Source organism: Tamlana crocina (assembly GCA_040429635.1).
Taxonomy (GTDB): domain Bacteria; phylum Bacteroidota; class Bacteroidia; order Flavobacteriales; family Flavobacteriaceae; genus Flavisericum; species Flavisericum crocinum.
The window spans coordinates 3,151,474-3,177,172 of sequence record CP158972.1; the positions used below are offsets into that span (position 1 = coordinate 3,151,474).

General features: G+C 39.0%; 26 protein-coding genes. 23 read left to right on the forward strand and 3 right to left on the reverse strand.

Features of this window, described 5'->3' with window-relative positions:
• Positions 1-81: 81 nt before the first annotated feature.
• Positions 82-1,281 (reverse strand): PDZ domain-containing protein, encoded by a 1,200-nt coding sequence (locus ABI125_13875; protein XCF05791.1) that lies wholly within the window; start codon positions 1,279-1,281, stop codon positions 82-84.
• A gap of 250 nt (positions 1,282-1,531) precedes the next feature.
• Here ABI125_13875 and ABI125_13880 point away from each other — a divergent pair, with 250 nt between their 5' ends.
• The 11 genes from ABI125_13880 to ABI125_13930 all read left to right on the forward strand — a co-directional run bounded on the left by ABI125_13880 (position 1,532) and on the right by ABI125_13930 (position 12,606).
• A complete protein-coding gene (locus ABI125_13880) occupies positions 1,532-2,722 on the forward strand; it encodes a pyridoxal phosphate-dependent aminotransferase (protein XCF05792.1) in 1,191 nt (396 codons plus the stop codon).
• Positions 2,722-3,735 (forward strand): UDP-N-acetylmuramate dehydrogenase, encoded by a 1,014-nt coding sequence (gene murB, locus ABI125_13885; protein ID XCF05793.1) that lies wholly within the window; start codon positions 2,722-2,724, stop codon positions 3,733-3,735. The genes ABI125_13880 and murB overlap by 1 nt, the downstream gene beginning before the upstream one ends.
• 68 nt (positions 3,736-3,803) lie before the next feature.
• Positions 3,804-4,349: an RNA polymerase sigma factor gene (locus ABI125_13890; protein ID XCF05794.1), complete on the forward strand. Its 546-nt coding sequence runs from the start codon at positions 3,804-3,806 to the stop codon at positions 4,347-4,349.
• Positions 4,346-5,134: an anti-sigma factor gene (locus ABI125_13895; GenBank protein ID XCF05795.1), complete on the forward strand. Its 789-nt coding sequence runs from the start codon at positions 4,346-4,348 to the stop codon at positions 5,132-5,134. Before ABI125_13890 ends, ABI125_13895 begins: the two co-directional genes overlap by 4 nt.
• 182 nt (positions 5,135-5,316) lie before the next feature.
• Positions 5,317-5,520 (forward strand): membrane or secreted protein, encoded by a 204-nt coding sequence (locus ABI125_13900; protein XCF05796.1) that lies wholly within the window; start codon positions 5,317-5,319, stop codon positions 5,518-5,520.
• 7 nt (positions 5,521-5,527) lie between these two features.
• Positions 5,528-6,640, forward strand: a complete 1,113-nt coding sequence (locus ABI125_13905) for a glycosyltransferase (protein XCF05797.1) — start codon at positions 5,528-5,530, stop codon at positions 6,638-6,640.
• Complete coding sequence (locus ABI125_13910) at positions 6,631-7,176, forward strand: sigma-70 family RNA polymerase sigma factor (GenBank protein ID XCF05798.1); 546 nt, start codon at positions 6,631-6,633, stop codon at positions 7,174-7,176. The genes ABI125_13905 and ABI125_13910 overlap by 10 nt, the downstream gene beginning before the upstream one ends.
• Positions 7,176-8,390 (forward strand): Nramp family divalent metal transporter, encoded by a 1,215-nt coding sequence (locus tag ABI125_13915; protein XCF05799.1) that lies wholly within the window; start codon positions 7,176-7,178, stop codon positions 8,388-8,390. Before ABI125_13910 ends, ABI125_13915 begins: the two co-directional genes overlap by 1 nt.
• Positions 8,391-8,442: 52 nt before the next feature.
• On the forward strand, positions 8,443-9,321 hold the full coding sequence (gene lipA / locus ABI125_13920) for a lipoyl synthase (protein ID XCF05800.1): 879 nt from the start codon (positions 8,443-8,445) through the stop codon (positions 9,319-9,321).
• A 2-nt stretch (positions 9,322-9,323) separates the two neighbouring features.
• The gene (gene gap, locus ABI125_13925) at positions 9,324-10,340 is read left to right on the forward strand and encodes a type I glyceraldehyde-3-phosphate dehydrogenase (GenBank protein XCF05801.1); all 1,017 of its coding nucleotides are present in this window, start codon (positions 9,324-9,326) and stop codon (positions 10,338-10,340) included.
• A 37-nt stretch (positions 10,341-10,377) separates the two neighbouring features.
• A complete protein-coding gene (locus tag ABI125_13930; protein ID XCF05802.1) occupies positions 10,378-12,606 on the forward strand; it encodes an ATP-binding protein in 2,229 nt (742 codons plus the stop codon).
• On the opposite strand, the gene lpxK is transcribed toward ABI125_13930, so the two are convergent.
• Positions 12,596-13,600: a tetraacyldisaccharide 4'-kinase gene (lpxK, locus tag ABI125_13935; protein XCF05803.1), complete on the reverse strand. Its 1,005-nt coding sequence runs from the start codon at positions 13,598-13,600 to the stop codon at positions 12,596-12,598. The genes ABI125_13930 and lpxK overlap by 11 nt on opposite strands.
• Positions 13,601-13,898: 298 nt before the next feature.
• Between lpxK and ABI125_13940 the strand changes: the two genes are divergently transcribed.
• The 5 genes from ABI125_13940 (at position 13,899) to ABI125_13960 (ending at position 18,282) form a co-directional block, all read left to right on the forward strand.
• Positions 13,899-14,993 (forward strand): Nif3-like dinuclear metal center hexameric protein, encoded by a 1,095-nt coding sequence (locus tag ABI125_13940; GenBank protein XCF05804.1) that lies wholly within the window; start codon positions 13,899-13,901, stop codon positions 14,991-14,993.
• A 3-nt stretch (positions 14,994-14,996) separates the two neighbouring features.
• On the forward strand, positions 14,997-15,779 hold the full coding sequence (locus ABI125_13945) for a C4-type zinc ribbon domain-containing protein (protein XCF05805.1): 783 nt from the start codon (positions 14,997-14,999) through the stop codon (positions 15,777-15,779).
• 264 nt (positions 15,780-16,043) lie between these two features.
• Entirely contained in the window at positions 16,044-16,700 is a 657-nt protein-coding gene (msrA, locus tag ABI125_13950; protein XCF05806.1) for a peptide-methionine (S)-S-oxide reductase MsrA, read from the forward strand.
• Positions 16,701-16,835: 135 nt separating this feature from the next.
• Complete coding sequence (locus ABI125_13955) at positions 16,836-17,501, forward strand: endonuclease NucS domain-containing protein (GenBank protein ID XCF05807.1); 666 nt, start codon at positions 16,836-16,838, stop codon at positions 17,499-17,501.
• Positions 17,502-17,634: 133 nt separating this feature from the next.
• Entirely contained in the window at positions 17,635-18,282 is a 648-nt protein-coding gene (locus ABI125_13960) for a hypothetical protein (GenBank protein XCF05808.1), read from the forward strand.
• Between the two features lie 145 nt (positions 18,283-18,427).
• Here the strand turns inward: ABI125_13960 and ABI125_13965 are convergent, their stop codons facing one another.
• A complete protein-coding gene (locus ABI125_13965) occupies positions 18,428-18,847 on the reverse strand; it encodes a (4Fe-4S)-binding protein (protein XCF05809.1) in 420 nt (139 codons plus the stop codon).
• 114 nt (positions 18,848-18,961) lie between these two features.
• Between ABI125_13965 and kynU the strand changes: the two genes are divergently transcribed.
• The 7 genes from kynU to ABI125_14000 all read left to right on the forward strand — a co-directional run bounded on the left by kynU (position 18,962) and on the right by ABI125_14000 (position 25,682).
• A complete protein-coding gene (kynU, locus tag ABI125_13970) occupies positions 18,962-20,233 on the forward strand; it encodes a kynureninase (protein ID XCF05810.1) in 1,272 nt (423 codons plus the stop codon).
• Complete coding sequence (locus tag ABI125_13975) at positions 20,226-21,623, forward strand: NAD(P)/FAD-dependent oxidoreductase (protein XCF05811.1); 1,398 nt, start codon at positions 20,226-20,228, stop codon at positions 21,621-21,623. The genes kynU and ABI125_13975 overlap by 8 nt, the downstream gene beginning before the upstream one ends.
• 100 nt (positions 21,624-21,723) lie before the next feature.
• On the forward strand, positions 21,724-22,125 hold the full coding sequence (locus tag ABI125_13980) for a RidA family protein (GenBank protein ID XCF05812.1): 402 nt from the start codon (positions 21,724-21,726) through the stop codon (positions 22,123-22,125).
• Positions 22,122-23,561 (forward strand): aldehyde dehydrogenase, encoded by a 1,440-nt coding sequence (locus ABI125_13985; GenBank protein ID XCF05813.1) that lies wholly within the window; start codon positions 22,122-22,124, stop codon positions 23,559-23,561. Before ABI125_13980 ends, ABI125_13985 begins: the two co-directional genes overlap by 4 nt.
• Before the next feature lies 1 nt (position 23,562).
• The gene (locus tag ABI125_13990; GenBank protein ID XCF05814.1) at positions 23,563-24,225 is read left to right on the forward strand and encodes a hypothetical protein; all 663 of its coding nucleotides are present in this window, start codon (positions 23,563-23,565) and stop codon (positions 24,223-24,225) included.
• A complete protein-coding gene (locus ABI125_13995) occupies positions 24,222-25,004 on the forward strand; it encodes an SDR family oxidoreductase (GenBank protein XCF05815.1) in 783 nt (260 codons plus the stop codon). The genes ABI125_13990 and ABI125_13995 overlap by 4 nt, the downstream gene beginning before the upstream one ends.
• Before the next feature lie 141 nt (positions 25,005-25,145).
• On the forward strand, positions 25,146-25,682 hold the full coding sequence (locus ABI125_14000; GenBank protein ID XCF05816.1) for a 3-hydroxyanthranilate 3,4-dioxygenase: 537 nt from the start codon (positions 25,146-25,148) through the stop codon (positions 25,680-25,682).
• Positions 25,683-25,699 lie beyond the last annotated feature (17 nt).

Sequence of the window (25,699 nt, forward strand, 5' to 3'; positions counted from 1 at the left end):
AAAAGGCGCGAATTTATTTTCTACATTCGCTATTTACACTTACAGCTGTCCAATCTTAGCACACTAAAATACTTAACATATTCAATCCAAAAAATCAGTCAACTCAAAACTAAAATTTAAAGGTCTACCGTTTCTTTCAACTCTTAATCTCATTTTTTTTCCAGCTTCATCATGAAAGATTTGCATAATTTCCTGTAGCGAAAATTGGTGGGTTTGCTTGCCGTTTACACTTATTACGATATCGCCTTTTTGCAAACCGCACTGTTCTGCGGGCGAATTCTCCCGAAGCTCTACAATACCATAGGCTGGCTTTAAAGCAATTTTATAGTGGGTATCTATAATTATGCGGGTGTTGTTTTGGTAGCTTTCTTTGGGGTTTAGCACCTTACCCTTCTCCTCTTTTACCAACCGAACACCGTCGTGCGCTAATTCAATACCGCTTTTGTTGTAATTGAACGGCAGCCTAAAATACTTGTTCTTCTTTAGGGTTACACGTGCTTTTTGATAATTAAAAACCACATCAAAACGCTTTAAAATATTTCCAGATAAGCTACCGTTTCGGTTCCTGATTTGTTTGGCAAAAATAACGGAAGACGAATCGGGGTATGCCACATTGGCCTTTTTCAGCTCAAAGCTTTTCAAAAAAAACTTATCCACTTTCGAGCGTTTTCCGTAAACACTGCCATTTAGTCCGTAACCCAAAAAATCATAAAAATATTTGTCGGAAGAATGTATTCCCAAATCTTCATTTTCGAACAACCAAAGGGCATCACTCCCACCAGAGTCTATCAACAATTTAACGGGGATTTCCTTGGCATCAATTTCTACCTTGACATTTATATAAGGCTTTCCGTTGTAAAACTCCAGATTGAAAGTTTCGCATTTCCTGCAATCTTTCATTTTATAGGCTTCGGGTTCGGTAAGTTTTAGTCGCTGCGTGGAGTAATTAATCTGAACCACCAAATCGCGGAATAAATCAAAGCCAATAATACCATGAATGGGAATGCCCAAACGGGGCGACAAATCTAAATTGGCATTGAAAACGGCATAGAGATCTTGATTCAGTTTTATGGCTTCACCAATTTTAAAGATATTGTTTTTAGATTTTAGGGCTTCCACCATTTTACCTTCGCCCAGCCCGCGCAAAAAAATGGTTTCGGTTTCTTTGATGTTCAACGTATCGGAAACATTCAAAAAATTGAAGATAATGGGTTTGCTTACTCCTGTATCCAATAGAAAAGACAATTCAACGCCATTCACCTCAACCGGTATTACCGCCAAATTATTGATTAGCTTAAACTTAATGTTGCATGATCGCTGTTTGTTTTCAATAACAAACCGGCTTTGGGAAAAACCAAATAGGCCAATAAGAAAAAAACAGAGTATGCTAACGGAACGGGAGGTCATCAAACTAGGTACAATTTGTTATATCAATTTACAAATCTTTAGGCGAGCTTAGTGATTTATGGGTGTTTTTTAAAAAAACTTTAAGATAATTTTCTCAACTTTGCAGCTTAAAAACAGTTATTTAATGCCAACTATTTCACAAAAAGGCCATGATATGCCCGCTTCTCCCATTCGAAAACTTGTTCCGTATGCCGAACAAGCTACCGAAAACGGAAAACACATTTATTATTTAAACATTGGACAACCCGATATAAAGACCCCCGAAGTCGCCTTAAATGCTGTAAAGCAGAACGATATAGAAATTCTTTCGTATTCACGTTCTGAAGGCTCTGAATCATACAGAAAAAAACTGGCACAATACTTTGGCAAGCACGATATAAAAGTATCTCACAACGATATTATTGTTACCACGGGTGCCAGTGAGGCGCTTTTGTTCCTTTTCAGTAGTATCATGGACCCCAATGATGAAGTGATTATTTCTGAGCCTTTTTATGCTAATTACATTGCGTTCTCAACCGCATCGGGCGTTAAAGTGGTTCCGGCTATTTGCGACATTGACGACAATTTCGCCTTGCCTCCGGTTAACACATTTGAAAAGCTGATAACGCCAAAAACCAAGGCTATTTTAATTTGTAACCCCGGCAACCCAACGGGCTATTTATATTCAAAAGAAGAAATACAGCAACTGGCAGCTTTGGCCGTTAAGCACGATTTATTTTTGGTGGCCGACGAAGTATACCGCGAATTTGTTTACGACGGAAACACACACTACTCCATCATGCAGGTGGAAGGTATTGACCAGCACGCCGTAATTATTGATTCGGTTTCAAAACGTTACAGCATGTGCGGTGCGCGTGTAGGCTGCTTGGTTTCCAAAAACAAAACGCTCATGCAAACAGTGCTCAAATTTGCGCAAGCACGATTGAGCCCGCCAACATACGCGCAAATAGCGAGCGAAGCGGCTTTGGATACTCCTCAAAGCTATTTTGATGATGTGATTGAAGAATATGTAGACAGAAGAGACACCTTAATTGCAGAACTCAAAAAAATCGATGGCATAAAGGTAGCCGTTCCGCAAGGGGCGTTTTATTGCATTGCGGAATTGCCTATAAAAAACGCCGACGATTTCGCGCAGTGGCTTTTGGAACATTTTGATATTGATGGCGAAACCGTAATGGTAGCACCCGCTAACGGATTTTATTCCACTCCGGACGTGGGCTTGAACCAAATTCGAATTGCCTACGTATTAAACAAAGAAAGTTTGGTAAAGGCCGTTAACATTTTAAAAGAAGCTTTAAAAGTTTACCCCAACTAGTGCAGATACAGCAAAATATATCTTTAAAACCCTACAACACTTTTGGCATTGATGTTTTGGCGAAGCATTTTGTTTCGGTTAAAACCATTAATGAACTGAAACAGATTTTGGGTTTGAATGATTACCCCGAAAAACTGATTTTGGGCGGCGGCAGTAATATGTTGCTTACCGAAGATGTTGATGCACTAGTAATTCACGTTAATCTAAAGGGCATCGAGGTCATTTCGGAAAATGACGATTTTGTTACCGTTAAGGCCCAAGCCGGAGAAAATTGGCACCAATTTGTACTGTGGTGTATTGACCATAATTTTGGTGGCGTTGAAAACCTATCGTTAATTCCCGGTAATGTAGGTACTGCCCCCATTCAAAATATTGGGGCCTACGGTGTGGAGCTTAAAGATGTTTTTGAATCTTGCGAAGCTCTTTCATTAGATGGAACAACCCTAAAAACCTTCACAAAAACCGATTGCAATTTTGGTTACCGAAACTCGGTTTTTAAACAGGAGGTCAAAGGCAAATTTATCATCACCAGTGTTACTTTCAAACTTAGTAAGCATAACCATAATATTAACGCCAGTTATGGCACGATTTCAGCTGAGCTTGAAAACAACAATATCGCCGAACCTACAATAAAAGATATTTCGAATGCGGTTATTGCCATTCGCGAAAGCAAATTGCCCAACCCAAAAGAAATAGGCAACAGTGGTAGCTTTTTTAAAAACCCAGTGATTTCAAAAAACGATTTTGAGGAACTGCTGAAACATTTTAAAGATATTCCGTCGTATCCCATTTCAGACGCCGAAGTAAAAGTTCCTGCGGGCTGGCTCATTGAAAAAGCCGGATTTAAGGGCAAACGGTTTGGCCAATACGGTGTTCACAAAAAACAAGCGCTTGTATTGGTAAATTACGGTGGTGCCAGTGGCTCTGATATATTGGAGCTTTCTAAATTAATTCAAAAAACCATTAAACGCCTGTTTAATATTTCTATTGAGGCCGAAGTTAATATCCTTTGATTTCAAAAGAAATGTCTAAATTTGATTTTACAAATATTTTCATCCTTATTCACATAAACTAGCCGACCTTGATTTCAGCAATAGAAAAAGAAATAGTTTCCCTGCTACAAAGTGGCGACAAAAAAGCCATTAAGTTATTGTACGAGTACTATGCCGACGCTCTTTACGGGGTCATCCAAAAAATTATAAAGGATGAAGATACTGCCCAAGATGTCTTGCAGGAAAGTTTCGTTAAAATTTGGCGCTATTCGAAAAAATACGACCCCAGCAAAGCCAAGCTATTTACTTGGTTGTACCGTATTGCATACAATACGGCAATAGACAAAGTTCGGTCGCAAAAAAACAAAAGCGGTAACGAAGTCCAAATTGAGACTTCCAACGTATATAAGATAAACTCAAATGAATTAAATCAGGATGTTTTAGACATCAAAAAACACCTAAACAGTTTAGACGAAAAATACCAAATAGTGCTGAACGCCCTCTTTTTTGAAGGCATGACCCAGCAAGAAGCCAGCGAGGAACTGGATATTCCGTTGGGCACAATAAAATCGAGATTAAAAATTGGATTGCGGGAACTTAAAAAAATCTACGATCCTCAACAACAAACGTCATGAATGCGAAAATAACTACTTTTTTAAATTCTGGCCTATTGGAAAAATATCTATTAGGTGAAACTTCTTCTGCCGAAACAGAACAAGTGGAGTCTTATATTTCAAAATACCCAGAAGTACAGCATGCCTACAATACGCTGCAATTTAACTTAGAGGTGGTTGCCAAAGCCCATGCTGTGGAAGCCCCCAAAGACATCTTAAATAATATTTTGGATGAACTAGATGAAAAACCTGTTGTAAAATTAGCACCCAAAAGGAGATACAAAAAATGGTACAAATATAGTATAGCTGCCAGTGTTGTCGCTTTACTTTTTGCCGGAACCTCGTATATTTTTTACAACCAAAACCAAAAACTGGCACGAGAAAACCAAGTAGTGGTTGATGAACTTTTCGATTTGCGAAACGATATTGAAAAGAACAACGCTATGTTGGACAACGTGATGCGCCAACTTTTAAAATTGAATAACCCCGAAACCGAAAAATACATTATTAACGGCAACGATAGGGCCAAACAATTAAAAACGGTGGCCTACATTAATGCCAAGGAAAAAACATCTATGATCGATGTGGTTTCATTACCTAAATTACCAGACGAGCAATGCTACCAAATTTGGGCAGAATTGCAAGATAAAATGGTGAGTTTGGGCGTTTTAAGTGAAGCCGACCGCAAATTAAAAAACATCCCTTACATGGAAGACGCGCTTGGTTTAAACATTACCATAGAGCCCAAAGGCGGCAATAATGTAGCCTCTACAGAAAACTCGGTTGCTGAAATTGATTTACAATAGATTAATAGCTATAAATAATTAAAGCCTCATTTTAACTAAGTTAAAATGAGGCTTTTTTTTGAAGCAATCCAGTAAAGTACATCTAGCATATCTTTTGCTAAACGAATAATATTTTGATTTGAATAAGTTCCCTTAAATTTTAGAAGTAAAACCCTTATCTTTGCACAAACAATCAAAAACTCATGAAACTTCTTTTAATCACTTTAGTATTATTAGGATTGGGCATTGCAGGAATTGCCATTAAAATTTGGGCAAAAAAAGACGGCAAGTTTGCCGGTACTTGCGCTAGCCAAAACCCAATGCTAAACCAAGAAGGTGAGGCCTGCGGTTTTTGTGGAAAAACCCCCGATCAATTTAGTGACTGTAACGAACCTCAACATTCGTAACTAATTCATGGGGCTTCTGGGTTTTATTTACTGCGCATTTATTGTTGTAGTTGTTATCCAAATTGTATTTTACGTATTTATCTTCGGAAAATTTGCTTTTTTAAATCCGCAGGAAGCGACTAAAAAAAATCTTCCCATTTCGGTAATTATATGTGCCAAAAATGAAGCCGATAACCTAAATCGGTTTTTACCATCGGTCATTGCACAAGACTATCCCAATTTTGAAATCGTATTGATTAACGATGCTTCAAAAGACGACACTTTAGAAGTAATGCAAAGCTTTGCTGCCGAGCACAACAACATAAAAGTGGTGGATGTTAAAAGTATTGAAGCGTTTTGGGGCAATAAAAAATATGCGTTGACCTTGGGCATAAAAGCATCAAAAAACGAATACCTTTTGTTTACCGATGCCGATTGCAAGCCACTTTCACAAAATTGGATTGCCGAAATGGCCGCCCATTTCAGTGAAGAAAAAGCTTTGGTTTTAGGCTACGGCGCCTACGAGAAAATCAAAAATTCGTTTCTCAACAAAATCGTTCGTTTTGAAACGCTTATTACGGCGACAAACTATTTTTCGTTTTCCATTGCCGGAACCCCCTACATGGGCGTGGGGCGCAATTTGGCCTATGCGAAAAAAGAATTCTTTAAGGCCAACGGTTTTATAGAGCACATTAAGATCCGCTCTGGCGACGACGACCTTTTTGTCAACCAAGTAGCCACAAAACACAATACGGCTATTTGTTTTACAAAAGAAAGCTTTACAACATCTACGCCCAAAACAACGTTTAATGAATGGTTTAAACAAAAAAGACGACATGTTTCCACCGCCATTCATTATAAAACCGTACATAAAGTTATCTTAACGGTTTTGTACGTTTCCAACATTTTATTTTGGTTGTTCGCTTTCATTTTACTCCCTTCGTTATATCAATGGCAGGTCGTTTTAAGTTTGTTTTTATTAAGAACCATAGTACAATACACGGTTTTAGGATTGTCGTCTAAAAAACTCAACGAAACCGATTTGCTATTACTTCTGCCTTTTCTCGAGATTTTTCTTATTTTATTACAATTGGCTATCTTTATAAATAATCTTATTTCAAAACCCAACCATTGGAAATAACCGAAGCCATTAAACGAGCTAAAAAAAACGACCAAAAAGCGTTCAACTTTTTATTGGATTTGTATTGGGACGATGTTTACGGATTTCAGCTTAAGCGCACCCAAAACGAGAACGATGCCGAAGATATTACCATTCAAACCTTTTCGAAAGCGTTTGATCGCATTGAAACCTTCAATGAAAAATACACTTTTAAAACTTGGCTGATTACCATCTCTAAAAACATCCATATCGATTTGCTTCGGAAGGAAAAAAACTCCATTGGGCAAGTGATTTCGAAAGATGAGCGCGAGGCCTTTCAGGTTTTGGATGAATCGCCGTCGCCGGAAGACAAATTGATTACCGAACAACATTTGGCGAAACTGTTGCGCGACATAAAAAAACTGAAGCCCCATTACCAGGAAATCATCAACTTGAGGTATTTCCAAGAGCTGAGTTATAAAGAAATATCGAAAGAATTGGACGAGCCCATTAACAACGTAAAAGTAAAGTTACTTCGGGCCAAAAAGCTGCTTACTGAAATTATTAGGGAGAAATAATGAGGGCAAAACTAAAAAACCTGGGGCCGGGCCTATTATTTGCCGGAGCCGCTATTGGCGTTTCGCATTTGGTTCAATCTACACGGGCTGGTGCCGATTTTGGCTTAGCTTTACTGTGGGCATTGCTTTTGGCTCATCTGTTTAAATATCCATTTTTCCAATTTGGCCCAAGATATGCCACAGCCACCGGCGAAAGCTTGTTAGATGGCTACAAAAAACTTAGTAAGGGTATTTTAATCCTGTATTTTGTTCTCAATTTAGCCACCATTTTCACCGTACAAGCAGGAGTTACCATTGTTACCGCAGGTTTAGCCTCTACCCTTTTTGGTGATTTTATCAACCTTAAAGTCTGGACCATCATCATTATTTCAACCTGTTTACTACTATTGGTTATAGGGAGGTACAAACTTTTAGACCGATTGATGAAAATAATTGTCATCACTTTAACCATAAGCACCATTATAGCTATAAGCATAGCCTTACTCAAACATACCGAGCGATTGTCATTTAAACAGGTACTCCCCGAAAACCCTTTAGATATTGCTTTTTTAATCGCCTTTATGGGATGGATGCCGGCTCCTTTGGATATTTCAGTGTGGCAATCGTTATGGACCGTTGAAAAAAATAACGACACCAAAAGGTACAATACCAAATCGGCACTTTTTGATTTTAACATTGGTTACATCAGCACCATTTTTTTGGGCACCGGCTTTGTACTATTAGGCGCCTTGGTTATGTTTAACAGCGGCGAAACCTTCAGCGATTCTGCTACGGTCTTTTCCAGTCAGCTAATAGGCATGTACACCACCAATTTAGGCAACTGGGCATATATCATTATTGGCTTGGCCGCATTTACCACCATGTTTAGCACTACACTTACCACATTGGATGCCTCGCCGCGAGCCATGGAAAAAACCACACAACTGCTTTTCCATAAAACCACCAAATTGAATTATGGGTTTTGGATCATTATGCTTTCAATTGGCACCGTCTGTATTTTCTTGTTTTTAGCTTCCGAAATGGGACTCTTAATAAAAATAGCCACCATACTGTCGTTTGTTACAGCGCCTTTTTATGCCATCATTAACTACGTTTTAATATCCAGCAAACACATGCCTCAAACTTGTCGGCCATCAAAACTCATGCATATTTGGTGCGTATTGGGCATTGCTTTTTTGGCAGGTTTCAGCTTTTGGTATCTAAGCACCTTATAGAGCATCTTTTAAAAGAATACTTCGTATCTTTGCCTTCTATCATTTTTTAAGTATGAATACAGATACGGCATCCAATATATTACCTGAAAGACAAAAAAAACCTAAATGGCTCCGTGTAAAGCTTCCAACAGGAAAAAAATACACCGAACTACGCGGACTGGTAGATAAATATAACCTCAACACCATTTGCACATCGGGGAGCTGCCCCAACATGGGCGAATGTTGGGGAGAAGGTACCGCTACTTTTATGATTTTAGGAAACGTTTGTACCCGTTCCTGTGGCTTTTGTGGCGTAAAAACGGGTAGGCCCGAAACGGTAGATTGGGATGAACCAGAAAAAGTTGCCCGTTCTATAAAAATCATGAAAATTAAGCATGCGGTTTTAACCAGTGTAGATCGTGACGACCTTAAAGACATGGGGAGTATTATGTGGGCCGAAACCGTTAAAGCGGTAAGACGAATGAACCCAGAAACCACACTTGAAACATTAATACCCGATTTCCAAGGTATTGAAAAGCATATCAACAGAATTGTTGATGTAGCCCCAGAAGTAGTATCGCATAACATTGAAACAGTTCGTCGTTTAACGCGAGAGGTGAGGATACAGGCGCAATACGATCGCAGTATGGGCGTTTTAAAATATTTGAAAAGCCAAGGCCAGCGCCGTACCAAATCGGGCATTATGTTGGGCTTGGGCGAAACGCGCGAAGAGGTGATTGAAACCTTACACGACTTAAAAGAGAACGATGTGGATGTGGTAACCATTGGTCAATATCTTCAACCCAGCAAAAGGCATTTACCGGTAAAACAGTTTATCACCCCCGACCAATTTAAAGAATACGAAGAAATTGGACTCGATTTAGGCTTCCGTCATGTAGAGAGCAGTGCTTTGGTACGTTCGTCATACAAGGCCCAAAAACACATTAACTAAATATGATTCGTATTGCCATTAACGGATTTGGTAGAATTGGCAGACGTCTTTTTAGGCTGCTTCAAAACCATGACGGCATCGAGGTGGTTGCCATAAACGATTTGGCCGATACTAAAACCCTGAGCCATCTATTAAAGTACGACAGCATTCACGGTATTTTTAACGGCGAGGTTTCACATGATGCCGAAAATATTATTGTGAACAACAAAAGTGTTCCGCTGTTAAACCATGCACACCCCAAAGACATTAATTGGAAAGCCTATAACGTCGATTTTGTAGTTGAATCCACAGGGAAGTTTAAAACTTCCTCCGTTTTGCAACACCATATTAATAACGGTGCCAAACAGGTTGTTTTGAGTGTGCCCCCAATTGAGGAAGATATTAAAACCATTGTTATGGGAGTGAATGACCATTTAATTGATGGTGACGAAACTATAATTTCGAACGCATCCTGCACAACCAACAATGCGGCACCTATGATCGATATTATTAATCAGTTTTGCGGCATAGACCAAGCCTATATTACTACGGTACATTCGTACACTACCGATCAAAGTTTGCACGATCAGCCCCATCGCGATTTGCGCCGATCGAGAGCTGCTGGGCAATCTATCGTGCCTACCACAACAGGAGCGGCCAAAGCGCTAACTAAAATTTTCCCAAACCTATCGGATGTTATTGGAGGCTGCGGTATTCGCGTTCCTGTTATTAACGGGTCGCTAACCGACATTACGTTCAACGTAAAAAAATCGGTTTCAATTGAAGATATCAACTATTTGTTTAAAGAAGCCGCCCAACACCATTATAAAAATATTCTTGAATATACTGAAGCACCAATCGTTTCAGTTGATATTGTAGGAAATACTCATTCTTGCATTTTCGATTCAGAAATGACATCGGTAATTGGAAATATGGTAAAAATAATAGGTTGGTACGACAACGAATCAGGGTATTCTAGCAGAATAATAGATTTAATTTGCAATTTGTCGTCAAAAAACAACGTTTTATCGATAAAATAATTATATTTGTCCGTATTAGTTTGAATTATACCCCAAAATGAAAAGCTACATTTACATACTAGTTTTAGTCTTCAGCTTAAAAGCAGTGGCTCAAAAAACCATTGACAATGACCCGGAGTTGACTCAAAACAACATCAGCTACCGCATTGCGGAGTCGCAAGCCGAGTTGGAAAACTTCAATTATTTCAAGGCACAAAAAAACCTTGATGAAGCTCTAAAACTAGCCGAAGATGCCGATAACAAAAAAAGTATTGGCGTTATTTACGCTATTAAAGGTAGAATACAACTTATTATTGGCGAAAAGGACAAAGCCGTAAAATCGTTAAACAAAGCCATTGAAATACAACGCATTATTAATGATAATAAAAACCTAGGGATTTCATATAAAACTTTTGGAGATGTTTATTTGGCAAAAAACGATTACTATTCGGCTTTAGATTCTTATACAGCAGCCAAATCAAAATTTGAAGAAGAAGAACTGAACGAATACTTGGCCGAAACTCTGCTCCAGGAAAGCAAAACCTACGTTCAATTAAAAAACTACACAAAAGCCCGCAATGTTATCGAGCAATCTATCGCCATTGCCAAAAATTACAAATACCAAAAAATATTGAGCAATGCCCTTTTAAATCAAGCCAAGATTTATGAAAAACTAAACAATGACCAAAAAGCACTCAATATAGCCCACGAAAGCATTCAAATTGCAAAAACCAACAGCTTTACAAGTATTCTTAACGAAGGGTATTTTGTATTAAGTAGTCTTTATAAAAACATTGACAACTTTAAAACTTCAAGAGAGTATTTAAGTGCTTATGTAGCGTTATCCGATTCCATTAGAAGCTTAACCCGCATTAATTCGTCTCGCGACCTTGAAGCACAGTATTTGCTAAGTGAAGAAATTGAAAAGAACAAATTGGCTTTGGAAAAGTTGGAAAAAGCCGAAGACAGCAACAATTTACAAACGCTTACCTCTATTTTAAGTGTGGCGCTTATTACTATTTTGTCGCTTTTAACCCTGTCGTTGTACAAAAACAACAACATCAGGTTAAAAACCAACAATATGCTGCATAAAAAGAACGCGGAACTTATTGTTGCTAAAGAAAAAGCCGAATTAGCCTCAAAAACTAAAGCCAATTTCTTATCAACCGTAACACACGAATTACGTACGCCACTGTATGCTGTAACTGGTTTGAGTAACATGCTTTTGGATGAAAACCCGAAACCCGAGCAGGTTCAGCACTTAAAATCTTTAAAATTTTCTGGCGATTACTTGCTTACTTTCATCAACGACATCCTTCAAATCAACAAAATTGAAGCCAATAAAGTTGATTTAGAGCCTGAAGTTTTCAACCTCAACAAAAAAATCAACAACATTATTTTGGCGCTTAACAACTCGGCCCAAGACAATAATGTTAAAATTCATTTTGAGTACGACAAAAATCTACCCGAAAACTTTATTGCCGACCAAATAAAAATATCGCAAATCCTAATCAACCTTGTGGGGAACTCCATAAAGTTTACCAAGGATGGCGACATTTGGATACGAGTTTATAAAATTGAAGAGGCCGGAAAAGTGTTCACCCTTCGTTTCGAAATTGAAGACAACGGTATTGGTATTAGCCAAGAAAAGCAGGACCACATGTTTGAAAGCTTCTCACAAGGTTCCATTCAAATTAACAGAAAATATGGTGGTACCGGCCTTGGTCTTTCTATCGTAAAAGGATTGATAGACATTTTAAAAGGAAAAATATACGTAAAAAGTGAACTTGAAGTTGGTACGACGTTTTATTTTGAAATACCTTTAGAAAAAACAAACATCGAGGAAGGCGAAGAAAACAAAGTGGCTTATTTTGAAGGCAACAAAGAAGATATCGATTTAACCAATGTTAAAATTTTGGTGGTTGAAGACAATAAAATCAACCAAATGATTACCAAGAAAATTTTAACTAAAATGGAGTTAAAATGCGATATTGTTGATAACGGTGAAGACGCCGTTGAACAAATTAAGGCCAATACGTACGACATCATTTTAATGGATATACACATGCCTGGCATTAGTGGTATCGAGGCCACAAAAATCGTAAGATCTTTCGATAAGGAGCTTACCATTTTCGCCCTAACGGCCGTTACCATTGAGGATAAAATGCATGAGTTTGAAGAAGCCGGATTTACCGATATTATCCCGAAACCATTCAAACAGGAAGAGTTCGAGAAAAAACTATATAATGCCTTAGCTGGCAAGAAAAAAACAACCTCTAGCGCTTAATAAAATCGATGATTAGCATATTGAATTTATGTTCGTCATCAATGGTCGCTTTAATGGGCAAATAAAACAATTTCCCTTTTAGGGCGTCATACTTTTGTAGTCGAACAAAATCTTTTTCGGTGGTAATAATTTGGTGCTTTTCTTTCAGTATTTCAATTTCCTGTTGGCTAAAATCATGATGGTCCTTAAAATTCAAATGCTCAAAATCCAGATGTTTTCCCTTTAAAAATTCAACTAATGGTGTGGCGTTCGCAATACCTGTTACCAACGTAAAGTGGCTCAGTCCGTTTAAATTTAAACTTTCCGTTTCAGAAACAACCGTATCAGCATACGCAATGGAACTAAAAAACACCTGCTGGTGTGGCAAGGGCGCTATTCGGTTTTTATAAATATTCTTTTCGGTTTCACCGATGTATTCCGGGCATTTGGTTACCACAATGATATCGGCTCGTTTTGCGCCACTTTTGGGTTCACGCAAATTTCCGGTGGGTAAAACCATATCCTTAAAATACGGCTGCGAATAGGTGGTCAATAAAATATTGAATCCGGCCTTTACTTTTCGGTGCTGAAAAGCATCATCGAGCAACACCACTTCTGGAGCATTATTCAAATTTTGTAATTGAGCTATTCCGTTTTGTCTATCGGCATCAACGGCAACAGCTATATCTTCTTTAAATTTATTGTAAAACTGAAATGGTTCATCTCCCAAAGTTTCTGCAGTGGCATTTTTATCGGCCAATTGAAACCCTTCGGTTTTTCTTTTGTACCCTCTACTTAACGTGGCCAACTTGCAGTCATCTTTCAAAAGCCTCACCAAATACTCCACCATTGGGCTTTTTCCTGTTCCGCCAGTACTCAAGTTTCCAACGCAAATTACCGGAAAGGGATACGATTTTGATTTTTTTATGCCCCAATCGTACAATTTGTTGCGCAGCCAAGTCACCGCATAATAAATCGGCACCACGGGAAACAGTAAGTATCGGATTATTTTCATTTTACTGAAATCGCTTCAAATTAAAATTACAACCGCGAGCTGAATGTAAATAACTTCCTCTGTATGAACTCAAACGCGCCTTTACTTTGTCAGGTCGAGCGGAGTCGAGACCCTTTTTGAAGCAATATTTAGGTAATAAGCTTCTCGACTCCGCTCGAAGTGACAAAACACTGTTGATTTCCTAATTATTAATCAAAACATTTTATATCGAACACAGGTTATAAATCTCGAAATATACTAATTCTAAAATCAAGTGTGAAAGTAATTATTTTATCTTTGAAGTAAAACTTTATCCAACATGATTGTACAAGACGTTGTAAACCATTTAGAAACCTTGGCGCCTTTGGCTTACGCCGAAGATTTTGACAACGTAGGCCTTTTGGTGGGCGACAAAAATGCTAAAGTAACAGGCGTTTTAGTGACTTTAGACACCCTTGAAACGGTAGTTGACGAAGCCATTGAAAACAATTGTAACCTGATTGTGAGCTTCCACCCTATTATTTTTAAAGGATTGAAGCAACTCACCGGAAAATCGTACGTGGAGCGCGTAGTGATGAAAGCCATAAAAAACGACATTGCCATTTACAGCATGCACACGGCTTTAGACAATGCCCTGCAAGGCGTAAACGACATGATTTGCAACCAATTGGAACTGAGCAAAAAACGCATTTTGATTCCGCAGAATGCCACCATAAAAAAATTGACGACTTACGTGCCAAAAAGTGAAGCCGAAAATCTTCGGAAAGCATTATTCGCAACCGGCGCTGGCAGTATTGGCAATTACAACGATTGTAGCTTCAACGTAGAGGGTTACGGCACGTTTAACGGCAATGAAGATTCCAACCCGACTATTGGCGAAAGGGGACAAATTCACACCGAAGAAGAAACCAAAATCACGATTACTTACGCCAAGCATTTGGAGCAAAAACTACTAAAAACGCTTTTTGAAACACATTCTTACGAAGAAGTCGCCTACGAAATCACCACTCTCGAAAACAAAAACCAAAATATTGGCATCGGTATGGTGGGCGAATTGAAAGAAGCGATGGACGAAACCGCATTCCTAAATCATTTAAAAGCAAAAATGGGAACGCCCTGCATTCGGCATTCGGCATTTTTAAACAAAAAAGTACAGAAAGTAGCCGTTTTGGGTGGCTCGGGGAGTTTTGCCATTCAAGCCGCTAAATCCGCTGGCGCTGAAGCTTTTGTAACGGCCGATTTAAAATACCACGACTTTTTTCAGGCCGAAAACAACATCCTTCTAGCCGATATTGGGCATTATGAAAGCGAACAGTTCACAAAAAACCTTTTAGTAGCCTATCTTACAAAAAAAATTCCTAATTTTGCAATCATTTTATCAAAGACAAATACCAATCCTGTTAAGTATTTTTAAAGTATGGCTAAAAAGAAAGAAGCAACTGTTGAAGAGCGTTTAAGAGCTTTATACGATTTACAACTCATCGATTCGCGCATTGACGAAATTAGAAATGTTCGTGGAGAATTGCCGTTGGAAGTTCGCGATTTGGAAGATGAAGTAGCTGGATTAAACATAAGATTAGAAAAACTTGTTGCCAGTTTAGAGGTTATCGACAATGATATTGCAGGTAAAAAGAATTTAATTGAAGAATCGAAAGCTTTGATTAAAAAATACGGAGAGCAACAAAAAAACGTTAGAAACAACAGGGAATACAACTCGTTGACCAAAGAAGTAGAGTTCCAAGAGCTTGAAATAGAATTGGCCGAAAAGCATATTAAAGAATTTAAGGCGCAAATAGAGCAGAAAAAAGAGGTAATTGCCGAAACCAAAGAGCGTTTAAAAGAGCGCGAAAACCACCTAAAGCATAAAAAAGGTGAGCTTAACGATATTTTGGCCGAAACCGAAAAAGAAGAGCAAGCCTTATTGCAAAAATCGGAAGAATACAAAGACCAAATCGAAGACCGTTTGGTAGCGGCCTACACCAGAATTAGAACCAATGTTAAGAATGGTTTGGCTGTAGTACCGGTTGAAAGAGGTGCTTCTGGAGGTTCGTTCTTCACTATTCCACCACAGGTTCAGGTAGAGATTGCTTCTCGTAAAAAAGTGATTACCGATGAGCACAGTGGACGTATTTTGGTAGACCCTGTATTAGCCGAAGAAGAAAAAGAAAAAATGGAAAAATTGTTTGCTAAAATAAGCTAAACCATCGTTCCTTTTAAAATATCAAAAGCCTTCAAAATTAATTTTGAAGGCTTTTTTATTTAAGGTTTTGCGGTTTGTTTCGTCTATTTATTAAAATCAATAAATCTAAAAAGTCGTCATTCCGAATTGTCACACTGAGCGCAGTCGAAGTGCTATTTCAATGCATCATCGAATTTAATTGTGATATACTGAAATAGTCCAAATAGTTATCGAGATAGCATGACGAGATAACTTTTTAGTTGCAAAAAACATAAAAAACAATCCATGAAAACCTTACTCCCATTATTAGCCATTACTCTATTTTTCAGTTGCCAAAACACGGCACAAACCAACAAAAAGCAGCAAGCCGTAATTAATGCCGAACCCGTTGAAGTCCCCATGGAAAACGGCTTGGCCAAAGCATACTTTGCGAGTGGCTGCTTTTGGTGCGTCGAGGCCATTTACGAGAGCGTAAAAGGTGTAAAGGAATCCATTTCGGGTTATTCCGGCGGGCATACAAAAAACCCTACTTATGAGGCTAGCAATACAGGAAAGACCGGCCACGCCGAAGCCGTCGAGATTATTTACGACCCCAATGTAGTGAGTTTTGAAACCTTGGTGGATGTCTATTTTGCCTCGCAAAACGTTACCCAAGTTAACGGACAAGGCAATGACAGAGGATCGCAATACCGTTCCATTATTTTTTACCAGAACAACGAACAAAAACAGATTATTTTAAAGAAAAAAGAAGCCTTGGCCAAAAAGCTAAATGCCAAAATTGCCGCCGAAGTTTATCCCTTCCAAAAGTTTTGGGCAGCCGAAGATTACCACCAAGACTACGAAAAAAAACACCCCAACCACCCGTATATCCAAAATGTATCCATTCCAAGATTAAATCGCTTTAAATCCAAAATGCCCGAGGTTTTGAAGGACAACCATTAAATTGCATTTCGTTTTTTGACTTTGTAGAAAATTTCGGTTATTTTCGTTAGCATATAATTTTTAATATTGAAATAAACATAATGAGGACTAAACTTATTTTGTTTAGGCGACCGTTGGCAATAAACTGAAAATGAAATGGCGAAACATTACGCAATTGTAAAGAACAAACTAAATGAAGTTATCCAAAGCCCTTTAAAAAATTGGGTTAGACAAAATTTAGACCAATTAACTAGCGACTTTGACCCTGACAATCAAACTACATCACAAATCAGAAGTAGACTTATAAAACTAAATTGGAATTTAAGGAATTCTAACGGTGATGTATTTTTAATTAGACCTGACGAAAATAATAACATTCAATTTGCTGAAGAAGTAATTGCCGAAATTCAGGATGAAGACATTGAAAATATTGAAAATGAAGACAATAATGATTTAACTTTTAGTCTAGAAAAAGATTTGCAATCCGCATTAAGATTAAATATAGAAACAATCGAATTTGGATTAAAAATTGTTGATGGCGGAAATGAAAGAAATACTAAAGCTGGACGAATTGATATAACTGCTCAAGACCAGAATGGACGAAAAGTGATTATTGAATTAAAAGCTATTGAAGCTAGGCCAAGTGTTATTGCTCAAACTTTAGCCTATATGGAAGCTGTTTCGGAAGAAGATAATTGTGAAGTTAGAGGAATAATAATAGCGAGTGGATTTTCCGAAAGAGTACTTCTTGCTTCAAGACAGATAAAAAATTTAAAACTTATTGAGTATAAATTCCAATTTAACTTTAGTGAACGGAATTAAAGTCCGTTGCCAATACAGTATAATAACAATACTAACTTGGTTTCTTAACCTGAAGTTAGATTATCTGTATTTTTCTACAAAATACTCAGATGCAAAACCCGCACTATCTTTACACTAACCATCAAAAAAACTAATGAAACACATAACTTATATAGCTATTTGCCTATTGTTTTTAACCAACTGCAAACAAACCCCAAAAACCGAGGTTAAAAAAACAGAAATTTCGGTAGCCGAAAAAATAGCCAACGCGCACGGTTACCAAAATTGGAAAAACGTTGCCGAGGTACAATTTACCTTTGCGGGAAAACGCCATTGGGTATGGCTCCCAAAAACCAACCAAGTCACTTTAAAATCAGCAACGGACACACTAACCTACAACCGAAAACAAATGGACAGCACCGCCCTAAAAGCCGACCGTGCTTTTATTAACGACAAGTTTTGGTTGCTTATTCCGTTTCAATTGGTTTGGGATAGCAGTGCTTCCATTTCCGAGCCCGAAAAAGTCACTGCTCCAATTGCAAATACCGTGCTCAATAAAATCACAATGACTTACCCAAACGAAGGTGGTTACACGCCTGGCGATGCTTACGATATTTTTTATGATGACAACTACATCATCAAAGAATGGGTTTTTAGACGTGGCAACCAAACCGAACCGTCACTCACCAACACCTTCGAGAACCTGCAAGATTTTAACGGCATAAAAATAGCTTTGGAACACAAAAAAGGCGAAGGCGATTGGAGTCTCGATTTTACTAATGTGTCCGTAGTTTTAGAGTAATTTCGAATTCATTTTTGTAAATAAAAACATCCAAACACCAATTATAGGCGTATATAAAGTATAGAAATTACTATTCCGCTTATGCGTCTATATATATTAAAAGCGCTTCAATCAATGGTTGAAGCGCTTTTTCATTTCAATGGTTTTATCCTTTAAATTTTGTTTTCACATGGCTGCCATCGCAATACGGTTTATTTTCCGAGGCGCCACACCTGCAAAATGCCGTGGTTTTACTTTTCATTTCAGAACTGCCGTCCAAATCAATCACTTTTATCGTTCCGTGTACCAATAACGGGCCGTTGCTCAACACTTCCACTTTGGCTTCTTCAACAACCGTGCTTTCATCAACACTGGCATTCATATAGTAGCTCAAAGCACCCGAAGGGCAACGCACCACCTGATTGATAATTTCATCGGTTTGAGCGCCACCAATGGTTATCCACGGACGCATATCGGGCCTAAAAACCTTGGGCAGCCCTTTCACACAAATCCCCGAATGTATACAGGCCTCGGGGTTCCAAACAATGGTTACCTCGCCGTTGGTATATTCCTTAATCCCAGTCATAGTAGGTGTTTTCACTAAAGATACGAAAATTTGGGACAATTTTCTTGTTTTCACTGTGCCCATTGGTTGGTTTAGATTGCTTATTTTTGTTAGAAACCCAAAAAGAAAAACACCTTGTTCCATTATAAAACGGGTCTTGATTTTGCCTTCGAACAAGACCGAAACGACAAACTGAAAGCTTACCGAACTCAATTCCACATTCCGAAAAACCCAGATGGAAGCGATTGTATTTACATGACGGGTAACTCGTTGGGACTTCAGCCTAAAAGTACCAAAGCCTGCGTAAACCAAGAGCTTGACGATTGGGCTCAATTGGGGGTCGAAGGTCATTTTGAAGCTAAAAACCCGTGGTTGCCTTATCACGAATTTCTAACCGAAAGTATGGCCAATGTGGTGGGCGCCAAACCTATTGAAGTGGTGGTGATGAATACCCTTACCGCCAACCTCCATTTTATGATGGTGTCGTTTTACCAACCCACTAAAACCCGTTACAAAATACTGATTGAAAGTGATGCTTTTCCTTCGGACAAATACGCAGTGGAATCACAATTACGCCATCACGGTTTTGATGATAAAGACGGACTGGTTCTATGGAAACCCCGAAAAGGCGAAGAGCTTTTGAATTATGAAGATTTAGAGACCATCCTCAAGGAACAAGGCGAGGAAATCGCACTGATTATGATTGGTGGTGTTAATTATTACACTGGGCAGTTTTTCGATTTAAAACGCATCACCAAATTGGGACACCAGTACGGCTGCAAAGTAGGTTTTGACTGTGCCCACGGGGCAGGCAACGTACAGTTGAATTTGCACGATTCGGGTGCCGATTTTGCCGTTTGGTGCACCTATAAATATTTAAACTCGGGGCCGGGCAGTTTGGCGGGCTGTTTTGTGCACGAACGCCATGCCCATAATAAAAACCTCAACCGGTTTACGGGCTGGTGGAGCCACAATAAACAAACCCGTTTTAACATGCGCAACGAGTTTGACCAACTTCCGGGTGCTGAAGGCTGGCAGCTCAGTAACCCGCCTATTTTATCGATGGCTGCCATTAAAGCCTCGCTCGATATATTTAGCGAAGTAGGCATGGAACAGCTCACCGAAAAATCGAAAAAACTAACGGGCTATTTCGAATTTTTATTGAAGCAATTGGGCGAAGATACTATTAGAATCATAACCCCAGAAAACCCAAACGAACGCGGTTGCCAATTATCCATTCAAGTTAAAAACGCCGATAAATCATTACATGACAAGCTCACCCAAGCAGGCGTCATTAGCGATTGGCGTGAACCCGATGTGATTCGCTGTGCGCCCACACCGTTTTATAATTCGTTTGAGGATGTGTATCAATTGGTTAAAAAATTAAAGGTTATTTTAAATGAATAATCAGCAAAACATACTCATCATCGGCGCCGGCCTTTGTGGCAGCCTGTTGGCATTGCGTTTAGGTCAACGGGGCTACAACGTGTCTGTTTACGAGAAGCGTCCCGATTTACGAAAAGTCGACATTAGCTCTGGGCGCTCCATTAATTTGGCGTTTTCCAACCGCGGACAAAAAGCTATGAAATTGGTTGGTTTGGAAGACAAAGCAAAAGCACTCTGCATCCCCATGACTGGGCGGATGATTCACGACACACACGGCAACACCTTTCTTTCAAATTACAGCGGTAGGGAGCACGAATACATCAATTCTATTTCCCGTAGGGGGCTCAACACCCTACTTTTGGATGAAGCCGAAAAGCACGAAAACGTCAAGGTCTTTTTCAATAGTAAATGTTTGTCAGTCGATTTTGAAAACACCACCGCCCTATTTGAAGATTATAACACCAAAAAGCAATTTGTAGAAGACGCCGATATTATTATTGCCGCCGATGGTGCTGGCTCAGCACTTCGAAAGAGCTATTATTTAGGCAAGAAATTCCTGTTCAGCTTTTCTCAGGATTGGCTTACTCATGGATACAAGGAATTGGCCATTTTACCTAAAAAAAACGGCGACTACAAAACTTATAAAAATGCTCTCCATATTTGGCCTCGCGGCAATTTTATGCTCATTGCCCTACCTAATTTGGATGGCAGTTTTACCGTAACCCTATTTTTAAGTTACGATGAGGGCGAGTACAATTTCAACAACCTCAACACCGAAAACCGGGTTTTGGAGTTTTTCAAAAAAGAATTTCCCGATGCTTTAGCGATTATGCCTAATCTTTTGGATGATTTTTTTACGAACCCCACTTCTCCACTGGGCACTATAAAATGTTCACCTTGGCATTATAAAGGCAATACGCTCTTAATGGGTGATGCGGCCCATGCCATCGTTCCGTTTTACGGCCAGGGGATGAATGCTTCTTTTGAAGATGTCTCCGAATTCGATAAAGTTTTAGACCAAGGGTTGAATAATTGGGAAGCGGTTTTTAAAACCTTCGAAAAAAACAGAAAAAAAGACACCGATGCCATTGCCGATTTGGCTATTGACAATTTCCATGAAATGAAAGACCACGTGGCCAACCCCATTTTTCAAGAAAAACGTAAATTGGAAATGGCTCTGGAAAAGGAATTCCCTAATGAATATGCCTCAAAATATTCCATGGTGACTTTCAATGAAAATATAGGCTACCGCGAAGCTATGATTAGAGGCCGCGCACAAGACAAAGCAATTTTAAACCTGTTAACGGACAAAAAAATAGATATTAACGGCGACTTGAAATCAAACTTAGAAAAAATTAAAAATGAAACCGAAGCAATTTTAGAAGACGATAGAATTGCGGGATTGAAATAAAAACGAAGCCTTCCCTAACCCTTCCAAAGGAAGGGAATCATAGTGCTTTAAAAAGTTTAACAAAATGTCTTACCCGCCCGAATAAGGGTGGGCTTAAATTATGAAAAACCAAAACGTAACACCTCGTGGCGCCTACCCCCACACAAAAAGGGTTGGCGATTTTATATTTGTTTCGGGCACCAGTTCGAGAAGGGCAGACAACAGTATTGCCGGTGTTGAAATTATTGATAACATGGGCACCAAGCACCTCAACATTGAAGTACAGACACGAGAAGTTTTAAAAAACATCGAAAAAAATCTAAATAAAGAAGGCGCTAGTTTAAATGATGTGGTTGATGTTACCACCTTTTTGGTAAATATGAACGATTTTGCCGGATACAATAAAGCTTACGCCGAATTTTTTAATGCGGAAACTGGTCCCACCCGAACCACTGTAGCCGTGCATCAATTACCGCACCCCGATTTAGTGGTCGAAATTAAAGTTGTGGCATTTAAAAAATGAAAATCCAAAATTACATAAACGGACAATTTACAGACCCTATTTCCAATGAATGGCTGGATAATTATAACCCATCCAATGGCGAGATTTATGGTCAAATACCAAATTCATCAAAAGCCGATGTGGAGGCAGCATACCAAAGTGCCCAATCAGCTTTTGGGCAGTGGTCGCAAACCACAATGGAAGAACGCAGCCGCATTCTTTTAAAAATTTCAGAATTAATCGAAGACAATTTTCAGAAATTAGCCGAGGCCGAAAGCAAGGATAACGGTAAACCGATTAGTTTAGCCAAATCGGTCGATATTCCTAGAGCGGCCAGTAACTTCCGTTTTTTTGCCCATGCCATTATCCAGTTTTTTAGCGAGAGCCACGAATCAGTTGGGCAAAATGCTATCAACTATACCTTAAGGCAACCCATTGGCGTTGTCGGTTGTATTTCTCCATGGAATTTACCTCTGTATTTATTCACTTGGAAAATCGCTCCAGCCCTTGCTGCCGGAAATTGTGTAGTGGCCAAACCCAGTGAAGTGACGCCAATGACGGCCTATCTTTTGGGGGACATTTGTAATAAAGCTGGATTGCCCAAAGGAGTGTTAAATATTGTTCACGGTAGTGGCACAACCACAGGACAAGCCATCATTGAACACCAAAACATTAAAGCTATTAGTTTTACGGGCGGCACCAAAACAGGAGCTGAAATTGCCAAAATAGCGGCACCCATGTTCAAAAAACTGTCGTTAGAAATGGGCGGAAAAAATCCCAACATCATTTTTGCCGATTGCGATTATGAGGATATGCTGAACACCACGGTAAAATCATCTTTTTCAAACCAAGGTCAGATTTGTTTATGCGGCAGCCGTATTTTTGTAGAAGCCTCCATTTATGATAAATTCAAACATGATTTTATTGAAAAAGTGAAGCAACTTAAAGTGGGACACCCATCAGAGGAAAGCACTCAAATTGGAGCATTGGTTTCAAAAGCTCATTTAGAAAAAGTGATGAATTACATCAAAATAGCCAATGACGAAGACGGAAAAATATTATGTGGCGGAAATAAGGTTGCGCTGAAAGACTTTGAAAACGGCTATTACTTAGAACCAACTGTTATTGAGGTTACCAATAATAACTGCCGCATCAACCAAGAGGAAGTTTTTGGCCCCGTGGTGACTGTTATGCCGTTTCATTTGGAAGATGAAGCCCTGAACTTAGCCAACCAGACGGAATATGGTTTATCGGCTACCATTTGGACCAACAATTTAAAACGCACTATGCGCATGAGTCAGCACATCCAAGCAGGAATTATTTGGGCAAATACTTGGATGATGCGCGATTTGCGTACCCCTTTCGGGGGAATAAAGGCCTCTGGAATGGGTCGCGAAGGCGGATTTGAAGCCCTGCGTTTTTTTACGGAACAAAAAAATGTATGTATAAAATATTAACATGGGGATAGGAAGAAGAAGTTTTTTACGCTTATCAAGCCTAGCTCTAGCAGGCACCATGGTCGACCCTTTGCAAGCTGTCAACATTAAAGACAATATTTACGTTAATAAAAAACTTGGCATTATTTTCGAAATCCCAACCGATTGGGGCTATATAAGCGTTAAAGATTTTGGAAAATTAAAACAGGAGCAAATACTTAATGATTTTTATGAAGAAATTAAGGATGAAGTTTATGAGGATTTGGGCGACCCTATATGTATTGCCACAAAATACTACCATGATTTACCAAAATACAAAGGCATTTTTTCCCCAACAATAACACTAAATATTACTCATAAATCAGAACTTGAAGAATTTGATTTTGAAAATTTTGAAGAATTAATGGAGTTTTCTGAAATTGGTGTTTCAAATCTTTTAAAGGACTTTAGAGTATTGAAAAGACATGAACCATTTTTTCAAAGCAACTGCAAGTTTTATGAATACGATGCACAATACCTATTTGAGCATATCGAACTTAAAAAACCGCTACGGGTTGAACTAAAAGTTTTGAAAGTTGAACACAACGATTTTTACTATGATTTTAATTGTCATCAATCAAAAGAGGCCAATCAAATTGCACAAATTGAATTTGACAATTTTAAAAAAACAATAAGATTAATATGAACTTAAACATAAACAACAAAAACGCTTTAGTGTGCGGAAGCACGCAAGGCATAGGAAAAGCTACCGCCATAGCATTGGCCAACGAAGGGGTTAACGTTACCCTAGTAGCCCGAAACAGAGAGAAATTAAAGGAAGTTCTCGCCGAACTGCCTCAGCACCGAAACCACTCTTATATTGTGGCCGATTTTACAAATCCGAGAGAACTACAGGAGCAAGTAATCAAATTCATTGAGAAAAATCACGGTTTCCATATTGTTATCAATAATACAGGCGGCCCCAGAAGCGGCGAAATTTTAACGGCCAGTCTGGATGAGTTCGACAACGCCTTTACCATGCACGTTAAATGCAACCACGTATTGGCACAAGCCACCGTTCCGTTTATGAAACAAGAGGGTTTTGGGAGAATTGTCAATATTATTTCCACATCGGTAAAGGAACCCATCCCCGGATTGGGCGTAAGCAATACCATTCGGGGCGCTGTGGGCAATTGGAGCAAAACTTTAGCCGACGAACTTGGCGCTTTTGGCATTACCGTTAACAATGTGCTTCCTGGTTTTACCGAAACGGAACGGCTCAATGAGATCATTAAAATAAAAGCTGCAAATGAAGATACATCGGTTGAAAACATGGCTGAAATCATGAAAAATTATACTCCTGCAAAACGTTTTGCCCAGCCTGAGGAAACCGCCAGTGTCGTGGTTTTTCTGGCTAGCGAACAAGCTGGATACATTAACGGTATTAACATTCCGGTTGATGGTGGTAGAACCAAATCACTATAATCCAACATTAACAACAAACACTTTTTGTTTTATAGTTTTATACTTAATTTTATAAACGTAAACTGCGTGAGGGATTGAAGCTAGCTACCGTGTAGCGCGAAAAGCCCGACCCGATAGGGACACGCCCAAAAATATGGAACTATGAGCAAGCTTGTTTCCCCATTAAATTTTAAAGATTGGATTGAAGAAAACCGACACCTGCTTAAACCGCCGGTGGGCAATAAAGTGGTTTGGAAAGATGCCGATTTTATTGTGATGGTGGTTGGCGGCCCCAATAGCCGTAAAGATTATCATTACAATGAAACGCCCGAATTCTTTTATCAGGTGGAAGGCGATATTGTTTTAAAAATTATTGACAATGGCACGCCTAAAGATGTTCATATTAAAGAGGGCGATATTTATTTGCTTCCGCCCAAAGTTCCGCACTCTCCGCAACGGGGCGCCAATACTGTGGGTTTGGTTATTGAATACAAACGCCCCAAAGGTATGAAAGATGCCCTGGTTTGGTTTTGTGAACATTGCACCACCAAACTTTACGAAGAAGATTTTACACTTGAAAATATTGAAACCGATATGCCCAAAATTTTCGATAATTATTACAAAGACAAAAGCAAACGCAGTTGCCCCAATTGTGGAGAGGTGATGCAACCGCCAAAAAAGATTCAGCTTGAAGATTAAATCAGTTTAAAGCAATT